At 41.7% G+C, this 15,322-nt stretch carries 13 protein-coding genes; 4 read left to right on the top strand and 9 right to left on the bottom strand.

The window, feature by feature from the left end:
• Window positions 1-134: 134 nt before the first annotated feature.
• Genes DTOX_RS02205 through DTOX_RS02215 form a run of 3 tightly spaced genes read right to left on the bottom strand, consistent with a single transcriptional unit; the run spans window position 135 to window position 2,687 of the window.
• Window positions 135-899, bottom strand: a complete 765-nt coding sequence (locus DTOX_RS02205) for an ABC transporter permease (RefSeq protein WP_340140006.1) — start codon at window positions 897-899, stop codon at window positions 135-137.
• Between the two features lie 13 nt (window positions 900-912).
• On the bottom strand, window positions 913-1,716 hold the full coding sequence (locus DTOX_RS02210; protein ID WP_015756095.1) for an ABC transporter permease: 804 nt from the start codon (window positions 1,714-1,716) through the stop codon (window positions 913-915).
• Window positions 1,713-2,687 (bottom strand): ABC transporter ATP-binding protein, encoded by a 975-nt coding sequence (locus DTOX_RS02215; RefSeq protein WP_015756096.1) that lies wholly within the window; start codon window positions 2,685-2,687, stop codon window positions 1,713-1,715. Before DTOX_RS02215 ends, DTOX_RS02210 begins: the two co-directional genes overlap by 4 nt.
• Window positions 2,688-2,972: 285 nt before the next feature.
• On the opposite strand from DTOX_RS02215, the gene mreB reads away from it, so the two are divergent.
• The gene (mreB, locus tag DTOX_RS02220; protein ID WP_015756097.1) at window positions 2,973-3,986 is read left to right on the top strand and encodes a rod shape-determining protein; all 1,014 of its coding nucleotides are present in this window, start codon (window positions 2,973-2,975) and stop codon (window positions 3,984-3,986) included.
• Window positions 3,987-4,524: 538 nt separating this feature from the next.
• Here mreB and DTOX_RS02225 read toward each other — a convergent pair.
• The 6 genes from DTOX_RS02225 to DTOX_RS02250 form a co-directional block, all read right to left on the bottom strand.
• A complete protein-coding gene (locus DTOX_RS02225; RefSeq protein ID WP_015756098.1) occupies window positions 4,525-5,319 on the bottom strand; it encodes an ATP-binding cassette domain-containing protein in 795 nt (264 codons plus the stop codon).
• Window positions 5,303-6,310 (bottom strand): ABC transporter ATP-binding protein, encoded by a 1,008-nt coding sequence (locus tag DTOX_RS02230; RefSeq protein ID WP_015756099.1) that lies wholly within the window; start codon window positions 6,308-6,310, stop codon window positions 5,303-5,305. Before DTOX_RS02230 ends, DTOX_RS02225 begins: the two co-directional genes overlap by 17 nt.
• Before the next feature lie 23 nt (window positions 6,311-6,333).
• The gene (gene nikC / locus DTOX_RS02235; RefSeq protein WP_015756100.1) at window positions 6,334-7,197 is read right to left on the bottom strand and encodes a nickel transporter permease; all 864 of its coding nucleotides are present in this window, start codon (window positions 7,195-7,197) and stop codon (window positions 6,334-6,336) included.
• 1 nt (window position 7,198) lies between these two features.
• Window positions 7,199-8,149 (bottom strand): ABC transporter permease, encoded by a 951-nt coding sequence (locus tag DTOX_RS02240; RefSeq protein ID WP_015756101.1) that lies wholly within the window; start codon window positions 8,147-8,149, stop codon window positions 7,199-7,201.
• 5 nt (window positions 8,150-8,154) lie between these two features.
• Window positions 8,155-9,714 (bottom strand): ABC transporter substrate-binding protein, encoded by a 1,560-nt coding sequence (locus DTOX_RS02245; protein WP_015756102.1) that lies wholly within the window; start codon window positions 9,712-9,714, stop codon window positions 8,155-8,157.
• A gap of 335 nt (window positions 9,715-10,049) precedes the next feature.
• Entirely contained in the window at window positions 10,050-10,742 is a 693-nt protein-coding gene (locus DTOX_RS02250) for a class I SAM-dependent methyltransferase (protein ID WP_015756103.1), read from the bottom strand.
• Between the two features lie 382 nt (window positions 10,743-11,124).
• On the opposite strand from DTOX_RS02250, the gene DTOX_RS02255 reads away from it, so the two are divergent.
• From DTOX_RS02255 to DTOX_RS02265, 3 genes are all read left to right on the top strand, one after another.
• Window positions 11,125-11,544 carry a MarR family winged helix-turn-helix transcriptional regulator gene (locus tag DTOX_RS02255; protein ID WP_015756104.1) on the top strand — a complete coding sequence of 140 codons (420 nt, stop codon included), beginning with the start codon at window positions 11,125-11,127 and terminating at the stop codon, window positions 11,542-11,544.
• Window positions 11,545-11,561: 17 nt separating this feature from the next.
• Window positions 11,562-13,454, top strand: a complete 1,893-nt coding sequence (locus tag DTOX_RS02260; RefSeq protein ID WP_015756105.1) for a heavy metal translocating P-type ATPase — start codon at window positions 11,562-11,564, stop codon at window positions 13,452-13,454.
• A 402-nt stretch (window positions 13,455-13,856) separates the two neighbouring features.
• Window positions 13,857-15,200 carry an ATP-binding protein gene (locus tag DTOX_RS02265; RefSeq protein WP_015756106.1) on the top strand — a complete coding sequence of 448 codons (1,344 nt, stop codon included), beginning with the start codon at window positions 13,857-13,859 and terminating at the stop codon, window positions 15,198-15,200.
• Window positions 15,201-15,322 lie beyond the last annotated feature (122 nt).

The raw sequence follows: 15,322 nt of genomic DNA on the forward strand, positions 1-15,322 counted from the left end.
GCATTTATATTGTAGGAATGATGATAGGGAACAACTGAAATATAATTTCCCAGTTTTATAACCATAGCATACCCGTTCATATAGCCGAACACTGTCGGCATCTTCATTTTGGGACGGAAAATTAACTCTATTTTTCACGAACCTGTTGACTTATATCTTCTAAGTCCGAATCTCCAGAAAGAATAGCTAGGTATTATGAATAACAGTCCTAATAACGGTGTCAGCATATACGATACACTTGTCTTCATATCAAGCAGATACAGAAGCGGATAATATTGAAACAGCGCCAATGGTACGATAAACGTAAAAAAATTCAAGACCTTCTTGCCATATATAGAAAAGGGATATCGCCCAAATTCTTTGCCGCCGTCCGTGAAAATATTCATAAACTCTAAACCCTCAATTGTAAAAAACGAAAAGGAGGCATAAATCAAAAACAGGCAGAAAAATATGATACTCCCACAGAATATCATGAGAAAAAGCGTTAATATCTTATCCCAGGTCCAGATTACGCCGCTTGCAGGTATTGCATAGCAAAAAACGATGATAGACTGTAAAAGCCGTCCAATACGGGTAAGCTCTATTTTGGAAGATAAAACCTGGAATATTTCCTGCCGTGGGCGTACAAGCACCCTGTCAAATTCTCCGTTGCCAATCATTAGCGGAAAAACGTCAAAGCCGCGACCGAAGCATTCGGCGAGTGAAAACGCCATCAAAGATGTTGCAAAGCATAAAAGCACCTGCTGAAATATGAATCCCTCAACCTCATTGAAGCGGGTAAACATGAAATAGACGCCGAGCAGGGAGGTAAAAGAGACTAAAAATTGTCCTGCTGCCGTTAGAAAAAAAGAAACCTTGTATTGCATCTGACTTTTAAGGTGCATGGAGAAAAACTTCAAATACAGTCCCATATCATCCTCCCTGTACAACGACTCTTTTGAGTGCGTTTTTCATCAGCAGCCTGCCGATCAGCACAAGAACTAACAGCCAAAATAGCTGCAAGCCAATACCCAGTGCCGCGTCCGTACCCGCAATGTTCCCGCTGTATATTCGCAGCGGCATGTTCTGCATGGCGGCAAACGGCATAAGCTCGGCCACGGTTAGAAAGGCCGGAGGAAAAAACGGTAGCGGAATTGTTGCTCCGGCCATAAAGTCGGCCAGCACAGCCGAGATCAGCCTCACACCCATAGGCGACAAGGTGTAAAATGTTGATATATAGATAAGCATACTGAACGATACCACAACAAACAGGCTGAGTGACGCTGAAACCAAAAACAGTATAAATTGTCCGGCGTTTACGGGCAAGGACATTCTGAACGGTTCCGGTACGATGAATGCCACGATGAGTATGGGGAAGCATCGAAGTACTGCCTTTGCCAGCCTGTTTGCCATTGACTGGCAGAACCAGCGGCTGTATAAGTCCACCGGCCGCGCAAGCTCATAGGCTATACCTCCGCTTGTAATGGAAGCGAATATCTCTCCTTCAAAAAACCAAACCATAAACAGCGCCAGAAGTGCCTGCTGCATCCATATGTAGGAAACCGTCTGGGAGAACTCCATTGGAAACGCGGCAGGATTAGCTCTATAGAATGCCGAAAATGCGAGTATTTCCATAAGTCCCCAGGCGAATTGCGTTGCCATGCCCGCGATTGCTGCTGCGCGATATTGAAGACTGTTTATAAAGCGTATTCGGATAATCGCGATGTATTTTTTCATATGCGGTACTCCTTATACAGGACCGCTACCATTTCCTCGGCGCTGATACCAGAAACTGAAATGTCAAGCACTTCTACTTGCGATGATAGATGTGCTATCGCGGTTGACACGGAGCATATGAGCGGGTCAAGCTCAATTATCAATCTTCCTTCTTTCTGTTCAGTCACGGTCATCCCGTCACAAAGCTTTGAAACTTCGCCATTGTATTCAAAAACAACCGTTTTTCGAGTGGAAAAATGCTTTTTTAACTCCAGCAAGCTTCCGTCCAGCAATATACGTCCCTTGCCGATCAGTAAAATTCGTTCCGTCAATGCTTCAATGTCCTGCATGTCGTGAGTTGTCAGTATGACAGTCGTGCCGCGCTCAGTATTGAGTTTTTTTATGAACTGCCGTACCGCGATTTTAGAGACAGCGTCCAGCCCGATGGTCGGCTCATCTAAAAAGAGTGTTTGGGGACTGTGCAGTAATGATGCGGCCAGTTCGCACCGCATACGCTGCCCAAGACTGAGACTGCGTGTCGGCGTTTTCAGAAGCTCCGACAGATCGAGCAGTTCGACAAGCTCATCAAGATTGTGTCTGTATTCCGTTTTATTCACCTTGTAAATATCGCGGATAAGCTCAAAGCTGTCACATACAGGTACGTCCCACCATAACTGGCTGCGCTGACCGAAAACAACGCCAATGTTTTTGGTGTGCTCAATTCTATCCTGCCATGGTGTGCGTCCGTCAATCTTGCATGAGCCGTTATCGGGTGTCAAGACGCCGCACATGATTTTAAGCGTGGTGCTTTTTCCCGCCCCATTTGGACCTATGTAACCAATCATTTCGCCGTCGTTGATTGTGAAACTCACGTCACTGAGAGCATGAACAGTTTCGTATTCGCGTGAGAAAAGCGCTTTAAATGCCTGTCCAAATCCAGACTTTCGTTTTGCTATCCTAAATGTTTTATTGATATTTTTCAGTATTATCATTGAATTTCTCTCTTTATTTTAGTCAGCACAAATTAACATGGAACCAAATTCCTTCTTGATATCAAATTATCTTTTCAACATGAATACATAAATACCTTCTTGGGGGTAAGTAAACATTTATATATTACATATTTTTTATAAAAAAGAAGGATTAAAAACCCTTCCTTTTTATTATTATTTTCTCAAAAAGAGAAGGATTGTGTAATTATATGACGAATTTATGGCAAGTGGAGCGAAGGAATATTAAGTCATTACCTTATTTTGAATAAAAAGGAGGGATATATAATGTCAATTGGCATATTTTCAAAAGATATAGGAATAGATTTGGGGAATGCTAACTTACTCGTATATGTGAAGGATGAAGGCATTGTTTTAAACGAACCGTCAGTAGTTGTAATTGAAAAAAATGCAAATAAAATATTGGCTGCAGGATATAATGCAAAAATGATGATTGGGCGAACTCCGAAAAATATCGTAGCAATCCGACCATTAAAAGGTGGAGTAATTAATGATTTTAATGCTACTCAAGCTATGATAAAGCTATTTATTAAAAAAGCATTACCTAAATTTTCCATGTTTAAGCCTAGAGTTGTAGTTTCTGTACCTATGGGTGTTACAACTGTAGAAGGACAGGCAGTTCGCCAAGCAGTCCTGCAGGCCGGGGTTCGAGAAGCTTATCTAGTGGAAGAACCGATGGCAGCCGCTATTGGTTCAGGTCTTCCGGTGCATGAACCTATTGGAAATATGATTATAGATATTGGCAGCGGAATCACAGAAGTAGCTGTAATATCCATGGGCGGCATTGTAACTAGCAATTCTATTCGTATAGCAGGGGATGATATGGATGAAGCCATTATTCATCATATTAAAAAAGAACATAATCTGCTAATTGGAGAGCGAACAGCTGAACAAATTAAAATTAATATTGGAATAGCTTACCCTTTAGAAGATACAAAAGCGATAAAGATAAAGGGTAGAGATTTGCAGACCGGTCTGCCTAGAGAAGAAAATATTACATCTAAAGAAATTTATCAGGCTTTATCTGAACCCTTGGCAAGCATTAGTGCTGCCATCATATCTACCCTGGAACAAACTCCTCCTGATTTTTCCGTGGATATTATTAATAACGGAATTGTTTTGGTCGGCGGGGGAGCAATGCTTAGAGGGATCGATCATCTGATACATATGCAAACCGGTATATCAGTATATGTAGTTAACCAGCCATTGCTTGCAGTAGCGAATGGCTCTGGAAAAATTTTGGAAAATATTAATGTGTTGCGCAAGACTTTGCTAAATTAAAATATCACAATAATACAAAGTACATCTGTGAGATTAAAGAAAATGAATGATTGATAATCTAAAATTTTCCTATTGAACCATCTAAAAATGGCTTGATTATTTTGAATTATCATGTATAATATGAATTAGAGTAACAGGAAGTTATTCGAAAAGTCTTTTGTTAAGCTATTAATCAAAAAAAGAGATATAAATATAACCATGAAGGTTTATCTTGCCGGAGCAGGGTGCGTTCATGGTTTTTTATTTTTCAAGTGCTAGGCTATGTCTAAAATACCGGTTATTTGACTTAAATGTTAAAAGCTTTACCTTGGCAAAGCTTTTAATTTCCTTAAAATTGCCATACGGTTTTTCAGACATTCTCGTGTGGTAATAAATATTTCCTCCTTTCAATAAGGCAAATGGGATTGGGCACCCGTTTACCTTATATTTTTGTGTTTTATTCCGCAGTGCAAAAACCTAACTATAACGATAAACCTTAATTGTGAGTGAAGAGTATACAGAGAAGTATCTTAGAATATAGATAAGAATATATTAGCCTTTATCCCATAAATCGCTGCTTTTCTTCTAATTTTAGAGTAGTATCAGTCAAATATTTAGTGTAAGGGTGTTGTGGTTTCATAAAAACCTGTTCACTGTCGCCAATCTCCACCAAACGGCCTTGATGCATCACAGCAATCCTGTTGCTGACGGCCCTTGCTACTTCCAGGTCATGAGAAATAAATAGCATCCCGATGTTATGCTCCCGCTGGAGTTTTTTCATTAATTCCAGGATTTGAGCCTGTACCGAGATATCCAGCATTGAAGTTGGTTCGTCGGCTACAATAAATTTAGGTTTCAAGGCAAGCACCCTGGCAATAGCGACACGCTGAGCTTGTCCCCCGCTGAGTTCGTGGGGATAACGTTCCAGGTGTTCCTTTAAAAGACCGACATCATTCAATAATTGGAGTATCTTTTCCTTTTCTTCTTCTTTTCTCTTTATAAGTTTATGGATTCTCAGCGGCTCTGCCATTGCTTCATAGATTTTTCGCCGGGGATACAAGGATTGCTGGGGATGCTGGAATATTATTTGCATTTCCTTTCTTAGCTTTTGCAGCTCTGCCGGTGATTTGACCGTCAACTCAGTATTTTCAAACCGGATACTGGCAGAGGTCGGCCTTATAAGCATGAGCAAAAGCCGGGCTACCGTAGACTTTCCACAACCGCTTTCTCCCACCAGTCCCAGGGTTTCCCCTTGTTTGATTGAAAAACTTACTCCGTTTACAGCCTTAACTGTTCTTTTATAAAACAGTCCTCCTGTATACTCTTTAACCAGGTTTTTAACTTCTATGAGCATGAAAGCACCTCACAAAATGGTTAGTAAGAATCTCTTCCATATCCGGATGATGAGCGGCACAGCGGGATGACGATGTTTTGCATCTGGGCTGGAATTTGCATCCCGGAGGGAGATTAGTAAGGCTCGGACTAAAGCCGGGAATAGAGTTAAACCCTCTTCCCGGCAGAGAATTAAGCAGTGATTTTGTATAAGGATGCCGGGAATGATTTAGTATTTGGGAAACTGGTCCGGTTTCCACTATTTCTCCGGCATACATAACGGCAACGCGATCTGCCAGCGCTGCCGCAACAGAAAAATCATGGGTAATAAGCAGCATTGATGAAGTGCTGGATGAAACCTGTTCTTTAAGCAAATCCACTACTCTTTTTCTCAGCACAGCATCAAGCCCTTTAGTAGGCTCATCAACCAGAATCAAGCCGGGATTGCATGCTATTCCCATGGATATCAGTACCCGCTGTCTCATTCCTCCGCTTAACTGATGAGGATAGCAGCAAATGCTTGTTGTGGGATCAGGCAAACGCAGCCGGCTAAACAGATTTATTGTTTCATGTTTTGCTGCTGATTTGTTGCATTTTTTATGCAACCTAATGATTTCCATAACCTGAATGCCAATTTTCATCAGTGGATTTAGTGAAGTGGCAGGATTTTGCGGAATCATGCCAATTGCCTTTCCCCGGAGTCCTCTTAATTCTTCCTCATCGATCCCCAGAATTTCTTTTCCCAGGTAGCGGATACTTCCTTCCGTGCAGGCATTTTTAGGTAACAAACCAAGAATACTCAGCACCAGAACAGATTTGCCGCAACCTGTTTCTCCTACCAGGGCAACAACTTCATGATGATTAATATTGATTGAGACATTATCTAATGCTTTTAATACTGTATCTTTAATCTTGAAAAAGGCTTTCAGATCAACAATGGAAAGGAGCGGTTCAGTCACCGCATGTTTATGCCGGAAACTGTCTGTATCTGAAAAAGCAAGAAAATCTGTCATTGCACTACTCCTTCCTGTTCAATTTATTCTATCTGCCCTTCGCGCAGTCTGGGGTCAAGGACATCTCTCAAGCTGTCCCCCAGCATATTAAAAGCCAGAACGGTTATCATCACAGCCAGTCCGGGAAACAGGGTAATATGTGGAGCTGTCCGGATAAACTCGCGTCCTTCGTTAATCATTGCTCCCCATTCTGCGGTAGGGGGCTGGGCGCCCAGCCCAAGAAAGCTTAAACTTGCCCCGGCCAGCACCACATGAGCTATGTCCAGGGCAGCCATTACTATTACTGGAGTTACTATACTGGGTAAAATATATTTAAACATAATACTGATTTGGCTGTTGCCCATGGCCCTTGCCGCTTCCACAAACTCTGACTGTTTAACTGATAGAACTTCGCCTCTGATAAGCCTTGTATATCCGGTCCAGTGCACCATCGTTAAGGCAATGATTATACTGCTCAGGCCCGGACCTATTGCTGCAATCAGAGCCAGGGAGAGGATAATCCCCGGGAAAGCAAGCATAACATCGACAGTACGCATAATCAGGCTGTCCAGAATTCCTCCGAAATAACCTGATATCAGTCCGATTAATACTCCGCTAATGCCACTGATAGCTACAACTATGGCCGCTGTACTTAAAGACGTGTGTGTCCCTTCAATTACCCTGCTAAATATACATCTGCCCAGCGAATCTGTACCAAAAGGATATTTAAAAGAGGGTGGCTGTACCTTATCGGCGAGGCTTACCGCTGCCGGATCGTGTGGCATAATCCATTGCCCCGCCAGGGCTAACAGAAAGATAAACACAACTACTGTGGCACTGCTTGACAGCATTCGGTTGCTCTTTAATGTTTCTTTACAATTTGTAAATACTGTAACAAGCTCCTTCATTTTAGACTTCCCTTCCATAGCGTATTCTGGGATCCATCAGGACGTAAGCCAGGTCTACCAGCAAATTGACTACGGCGTAGGAAGTGGCGATTAAGACTATAATGCCCTGGACCATAGGGATATCTTTAGCTAATATTGAATCAATCAGCAGTTTTCCTAACCCCGGCCAGGCAAACACCGTCTCCACGACTACCGTTCCTCCAAGCATATGTCCAAATTGAAGTCCAACTATGGTTATTACCGGGAGAAAAGCGTTCCTTAACGCATGCCGCCATACGACCACGCTTTCATGCAGACCTTTTGCTTTGGCTGTTAAAATATAATCCTGGTTCAATATCTCAAGCATGCATGAACGCATCATGCGCATAGTAACCGCCGACATACCTGCTGCTATTGTTACGCATGGCAGCACCACATCAGATATTTGCCTGAATCCTGCTACCGAAAACAGGTCTAATTGAAGGGAAAAAACAATGATTAATAACAGCGCCAGCCAAAAACTTGGTATAGACACAGCGAAAAGAGCACATAACCGGCTGAGGTGATCAAACACAGAATTCCTTCTTGCCGCAGAAAAAACTCCAACCGGAATTGCTATCAGCAGTGAAAGTGCAACACTCACCAGAGCCAGCAGGACTGTTGCCGGAAATCTCAACCCAATGATCTGAGCCACGGAAGTTCTGTAAACATAGGATTCCCCAAGGTTCCCTCTGACAGCTTCTTTTATCCAGGAAAAATACTGCTTATCCAATGGTTCATCCAACTTGTACCGGTTCGTGATATTGGTAACTTCCGAATCTGTGGGCTCTTGTTCTATTCCTATAAAAGCATGCTTCAGGATAGTCACAGGAGTATCTCCCGGCGTCAGATGTAATATTCCGAATGTTAGCATGGAAGCTGCTGCAACGACTAAAATTGCAGCAGCTAAACGCTTAAAAAGAAATTGCCACATACCTTCTACTCCTTAATCCCCACTTCTGTTGTAAGCATGTAATCATGAGCTGTAGGATTAAATACAAAGTTCTCGATTTTGCTGTTCATGACAGCGGCCACACCGTAATAGGCAATTGGTAGTACAGGCACTTCATCTTCCAGAATTTGCTGTACCTGTTTGGAAAGCTCATACTTTTTCTGCTGGTCATCTACAGCAACACATTCATCGATCAATTGGTCAACTTTTGCATTATTGTAGCCAATTAATTTGTTGTTTTCAGAATAATACAGTACTTGTAAATGATAGCTGGGAGTAGGAATCATAGCGGTCGCAAAAGCACTCATTTTCATATCCCATTTGCCTGTTGAAGCAACTTGGCTCATGGCGGAATTTTCCATAATCTCAATCTTCAAATCAATCCCTGCTTGTTTGAATTGATCCTGTAAAGCTTGAGCCATTGGAGGAAGGCCCGGTCTCTGCGGATAAGTCATAAGGGTTATTTTCAGCGGTTGGCCGTTTTTATCTATGATTCCGTCTCCATCAGTATCTTTCCAACCCGCTTCTTCCAATAGTAATTTTGCCTTGCCGGGAGAATAGGGATAACCTTTTAAATTTTCGTTTGTCCACGCCATTCCCGGCATGAATGGCCCCTTGGCAGGAGTTCCGCATCCGAAAAGCACATGTTTAGTAATACTTTCCCTGTCAATAGCATAGCTCAAAGCTTTTCTGACTCTTACATCGTTGAACGGTTCTTTTTTCAGGTTCATTTCCACAATATATGTCCTGGCGGTAGGATTGAGTTCGACTTTAAGTCCTTTCTCCTTGCCCAATCTCTCCAGTTCATTATAAGGTGGATCACAGGTAAAATCTATTTCCCCTTTTTCCAAGGCCAGAGCACGGGTATTGGGATCCGGCAAAGGACGTATTTCCAATTTTTCCAGCTTGGCGGGAGTTCCCCAGTAGTCCTTATACTTTGCCATCTCCATGTCGCCTGTTGATGCTTCAAATTGTTCTAACATAAAAGGTCCCGTACCGATAGGTTTGATAAGTTTGCCGGCTTTATCAACCGAGCTTGGCGCGATAACAGATGCGCCCATATAATGCAGCGAAGCAGGGAAATCGCCGGTTGGAGCTGTTGTTGTAATTTTTAATGTATGATCGTTCTCTACTTCTATTGATTTTATTTTTGTAAATGTTTGAACCTGCGGGTTAACAGCAATAGCTCTCATGAGCGACCATTTCACTGCTTCTCCATCCATCGGTGTGCCGTCATGGAATTTGACCCCTTGGCGAAGAACAATACTCCATGTGTTTGCATCTATTCTTTTCCATTCAGTTGCAAGACCGGGTTTTAACTCAAAATTCTCCTTTACTCCTACCAATGTTTCTGTGATCATGGCTTTTTCAGTCGTCAAAGTGCCACTAGTTGACGGATCAATACTGTCGATTTTCCACATTTCTCCTACTACCAATTTTTTATTACTGTCCTTATTTTCTTTTTTTACACCACAACCTGATGTGAGAAGGACGCTGATGGTCATCAGTATACAAACTACGATAAACATGATTTTCCTTTTAATCATTACATTTTCTCCTTTTTTATTTTATCGCTGTCATCACAAACCTTTGATTGCAGTCCTAATTAATATTAGCCGGAAAGCCTCAAGACCAGGTTTTTGACTTAGATAATGGCAGCAAAAATTTAAGCTGACTCATTGTCTTTTTAGTTGATTTTTTAGCTTTTGCATCTATATATCACTATCACCACCTAATTTGTAAAAAATTTTGTGAAATTGGTATGGCCACAGGTGTAGAAATTAAAAAATAAAACCACAAAAGTATGTCCGTTTCTTTGGACATAACCTTCATGGTTAAAATTTTCAGTGTTATATTTTGTTTTTATAATAGATTTACTTTCTTATTTATCAGTCAGCACGAAGCGAAATATGTATGCCTGCTCATAGGTGGCTTTCATTCTATCAGCAATGCGTAAAAAGCCGTCTTTTTTGCGGGAAACATCGATAAAACCTTGAGGATGGCGACGTTGAATTTCCACGTTGAAACCCTCTGATGCGAAGGTTTCGGCAATAAAGTCCAGTGTATGGGCATTGGACTCTACCAGACTGTTTTCATTAATCCATATGGTAAAATGCTGCAGACTGGGATTGTCATTTAAATCAGTGTAAGTGGCATAATACACTCCACCGGGTTTTAACATCTGCTTAATCTTCCAGGCGTGGCTTTTTAGGTCTTTAATTAAATAAATTACAGCCTGACTTACAGCAAGGTTAAATTTGTTGGTGTACTGCTCCGGAGTATTTGTTGCAACATAAGTAAGCGGCAAATCACCTTTACGAGAATTAGCGACAGCTATTGACTGCTGTGCCAGATCAATACCCATACCCTCTTTAAAGGGTTTGACTTGATATAAATGGCGCAAAAATCCTCCCTGATTACAGCCAAAGTCAAGCACTGTCATATCAGACAGATCCTGCTCCTGAATTAAATTGATGACTTCTTTCCAGCCTCTTAGATGTCTTTCTTCCATTTGCTGCTCGCCTTCTTCGAGATTTTGCCACCATATGTCATAAAGCCTGTCTTGCTGCATCATGTTTTATAACCTCCATTTTATTTGGTAATATATTTCAGCATCGGATTATATAAAGCAAAGAGTTTTAAGCAAACAAAAAACCACGAAGGCAAGACAATTTTGTCTCATTATCCTTCGTGGATATGTTCTCATTATTTGAATTTGGGTAGAGTTACGAATGAATATCTGATAACAATCTGCTGATCAGCTGTTATTTATTAAAATTATAATTTATTTTGTAGAACGGTGCAATATAGTATTGTGAAAATTTCAAAATTTATAATGAAATGACTGTTATTTATTATTATTTGATTGTCAAATAATAATAAATAGGTTATCATAATAATTGAATTTCAAACAATTATAATTATATACATTATTATTTTCAAAGGAGGATAAATAGATGAAAGCTATTGAAGAACTAACCGATGAGCTTTTACTTTTTTTTAACGGTTTTGCCTCATGGGAAAGCTCGGTAATTCGTTCCAGTGACTTGACTGTTTCTGAGGCTCATGCCATTGAAGTGCTGGGGCAGTATGGAAAGATGAATATGAAGAACTTGGCCCAAAAATTAGGCGTAACCACTGGGACCACAACTGTTACAGTAGATAGATTGGAAAAAAAGGATTATGCCAAACGTGAAACAACTAGGGAAGACAGGCGGGTCAATCTGATCAGTTTGACGGAGAAGGGAATGAGAGCCTTTGCAGAACATCACAATTTCCACCTTAATTTAACAGAGCAAATGGTATCCAACCTGTCTGAAGAAGAAATTGAGCAGTTTCACAAAATTCTTAAAAAAATAAATGCCGAGACTTTTTAAACAAGGAGCTGGTTCAAGTGATAGGCAGATATACAAATGTCAGTAAGTATCGGGAATTATTGATGATGAGAGAGTTTTATTTGGTTTTTTCAGGAATTGTACTCATTATAGCCAGTTTTTTGCTGGAAAAAAGGGCTTACATTTTGCCTGCCGATATACTGGCGTTAACGGCAGTGGCAATACTGGGGGGACCGATTATTCTGGGTGCGGCCAGAGGTTTGCTGAAAAAGGAGCTTAACGTTGATGAATTGGTTAGTCTGGCTATGATTGCCTCGGTGTTAACAGGCGACTATTTGCCGGCAGCAGTGGTGGCCCTGATTATGGTTTTAGGCTCATTGATGGAAGAGTTTACCGCTCAAAAAGCCAGATCAGCCATAAACGCACTTATACAACTGGGTTCTGATCAGGCTACTGCCATACGGGACGGTGCTGAGATTTCCGTGCCGTTACAGGAAATACATCTGGGTGACAGGGTAATTATTCGCTCCGGCGAGAAGGTTCCTGTGGATGGTGTTGTTGTTCGTGGCAATGCTTCCATTAACCAAGCCTCACTTACCGGAGAGTCCTTACCTGTGGATAAAACAATAGGTGATTCTGTTTATGCCGGTTCAGTAAGCTATTCCGGGATGATAGTGATAGAAGTACAAAAGGTGGGGGAAGATACAGCTTTAGGCAAATTGATCCGGCTGGTTCAAGATGCTGAAAGCCAAAAGGCCCCGATTTTAAGAGTAGCCGATCATTATGCCAAATATTTTACCCCGGTTATTATAACCCTTAGTTTCCTGGTGTATCTCTTTTCAGGGGATTTGCAACGTGCAATTACGGTACTTATTGTTGGTTGTCCCTGCGCCTTTATTCTTTCTGCCCCCACGGCCGTAGTATCGGCTCTGGGCAATGCGTCCAGAAACGGAATACTTATTAAAGGCGGTGCAATTTTAGAGGAAGTATCCAGAATTGCTGTTATCGTTTTTGACAAGACAGGTACACTTACTATCGGCAGGCCTGTGGTTGCCGGGATTAATCCCTTAAACGGACTTACGCAAGATTACGTGCTTTCTGTAGCGGCCGCGGCGGAGAAATATTCCGAACATCCTTTAGCCCGAGCTATTCTTGAAGCCGCGGAGCAAAAGAAATTGTCTATAGGCGAACCGGAAATGTTTAAAAATATCGTTGGTGAGGGTGTAACTTCACAGGTTCACGGTAAAAATATTTTTGTTGGTACCGAGTCTGGAGAACAAAACGTAGAGCGGTTAAATCTAATGGGAACAGAAACTGAGGCTGGAGTTAAAGTTCTTACAGTAAAAGAAAACAACATAGCAATCGGAAATATATACATAAAAGATAGGCTGCGCCCTGTTGTGCCGGTTTTAGTAAAAGCTTTGCAGGACTTTAATCTTAAAAAAATCCTAATGTTAACCGGAGATGATTACTCTGTGGCAGTTCATATCGCCGGAGCAAGCGGCATTAAAGAGTTTTACGCCGGGCTTTTGCCGGAGCAAAAATTAAAACATATAAGACAACTGCAAGAGTCAGGCTATAAAGTGGCAATGGTTGGTGACGGAATAAACGATGCCCCTTCTTTGGCTGCAGCGGATATCGGTATTGCTATGGGAGCCATGGGGACAGATGTGGCTATGGAAGCTGCGGATATCGCCCTGTTGAGTGATGATCTGACAAAACTGCCCTATCTGTTGCGACTGGGCAGGTCTACTATAAAAACTATTAATTTTAATATAGCTTTTGCTGTGGTTTTTAACGGATTGGCTCTGATTGCCTCGGGTGCGGGTTTATTAAATCCAATAATGGGAGCAATTACTCATAATATAGGGTCGCTTCTGGTTGTTCTAAATTCAGCTCGACTTATTGCATTGAAAACGGATAAGTCATGGCCAGTTAACCAACCAATTTGAAGTATTGATAAGTTTAAACTGCCAGTGCAAAAGGATAGCAGGCAACGGTGCCAGCAATGGCTTTTCTTAGAGTGGAATGAAATGATACGCATCGATATAAACCATAACAGTGTTAAGAATTGGTGTCGGTTGCATTGGGTGTTCGAGTATGCGGCTTAAAAGTTCAAACTGATGTAGAAATAAGGAAAACACTAAAAAACCTGCCTTGTTTATCGGGGCAGGTTTTTTAGTGCTAAAACCACACAACTAGAATTACACGATTATGTGATTTTTAGTGATTATTTTATTATAATAATGTGATTCATCTTGACTGATATTGGAATTTCGCCTATACTTATCAATATAAATGTGATTATAATACGATAAATATTTATAATAATGTGTTATTTGGGAGGTGGTAGTATGGAAAGACTGGTTATGCAAAAGCTGCTGGACTGGAAAAACTCCAAATATCGAAAACCCCTTATTTTAAAAGGGGTACGTCAGGTCGGTAAAACTTGGCTTCTCAAGGAATTCGCAAAACGCCGCTATGGAAACATGGCTTATTTCAACTTTGATGAGAACCCGGAGTATAAACAGTTTTTTGAGAGCACCAAGGATGTGGAGCGTATTCTGCAAAACCTGATGATGGCAAGCGGTGAGGTCATTAAACGAGACAGCCCGGAGGACACGCTCATTGTTTTTGACGAGATACAGGAATGTCCCAACGCTTTGAACACGCTGAAATATTTCTGTGAAAACACGCCCCATTATCATGTGGCTTGTGCAGGATCGTTATTGGGCATTGCTCTTTCCAAACCTGCTTCTTTTCCGGTTGGCAAGGTGGATTTTTTGGAAATCATGCCAATGACCTTTACGGAATTTTTAATGGCCAATGGCGACGGAAACTTCGCCGCTTACATGGACAGCGTAGATAGAATCGAGCCAATTCCGGAGGCTTTTTTCAATCCACTATATGAGAAGCTTAAAATGTATTTTGTAACAGGCGGTATGCCGGAATCTGTTCGCTCCTGGACGCAAGACCGGAATGTAGAGCTGATGCAGCAGGTTCTGTCTAATATTTTGGGCGCCTATGAACGTGATTTTGCCAAGCACCCAGACCCTAAGGACTTTCCGAAAATATCGCTGATATGGAAGTCAATCCCTTCCCAACTGGCAAGGGAGAATAAGAAGTTTATCTATAAGGTTGTTAAGGAAGGAGCAAGGGCCAGAGAATACGAGGATGCCCTGCAATGGCTTTGCGATGCAAACCTAACTTATAAGATATACCGCAGTACCGCGCCGGGTTTGCCAATTTCGGCTTATGACGATTTATCTGCCTTCAAGTTATATATGGCAGATGTAGGACTGTTGCGCCGCTTATCCCTTTTAGCCCCTTCTGCCTTTGGCGAGGGCAATCGGCTGTTTGTGGAATTTAAAGGTGCTTTAAGTGAGAATTATGTCCTGCAGGCGCTGCAAAACCAGTTTGAAGTCATGCCACGCTATTGGACGATGGACAATCCGCGGTATGAAGTTGACTTTCTAATCCAGAGAGAAAACGAGATTTTACCGGTGGAAGTAAAATCGGAGAGCAATGTGGAAAGCCGGAGCCTGAAAAAGTACAAAGAAAAATACGAAGATAAGGTAAAGCTTCGTGTCCGGTTTTCATTGAATAACCCGCGCCTTGATGATGACCTGCTGAATATACCGTTGTTTATGGCCGATCATGCGGATAGGATTATCGGGATGGCTTTGGAGCGGATTTAACCAAACCCCGCCAGAATTCCCCCACCTCTAAGGTGGTGGGATGAATGGCGGCCTTGTTTTGTGTACTAATAAAATGTTTGCCAAAGCCTCTATGATGTGGCAAAATATAATCAGACGCAATA

Origin of the sequence: Desulfofarcimen acetoxidans DSM 771 (assembly GCF_000024205.1) — a bacterium.
GTDB lineage: Bacteria > Bacillota > Desulfotomaculia > Desulfotomaculales > Desulfofarciminaceae > Desulfofarcimen > Desulfofarcimen acetoxidans.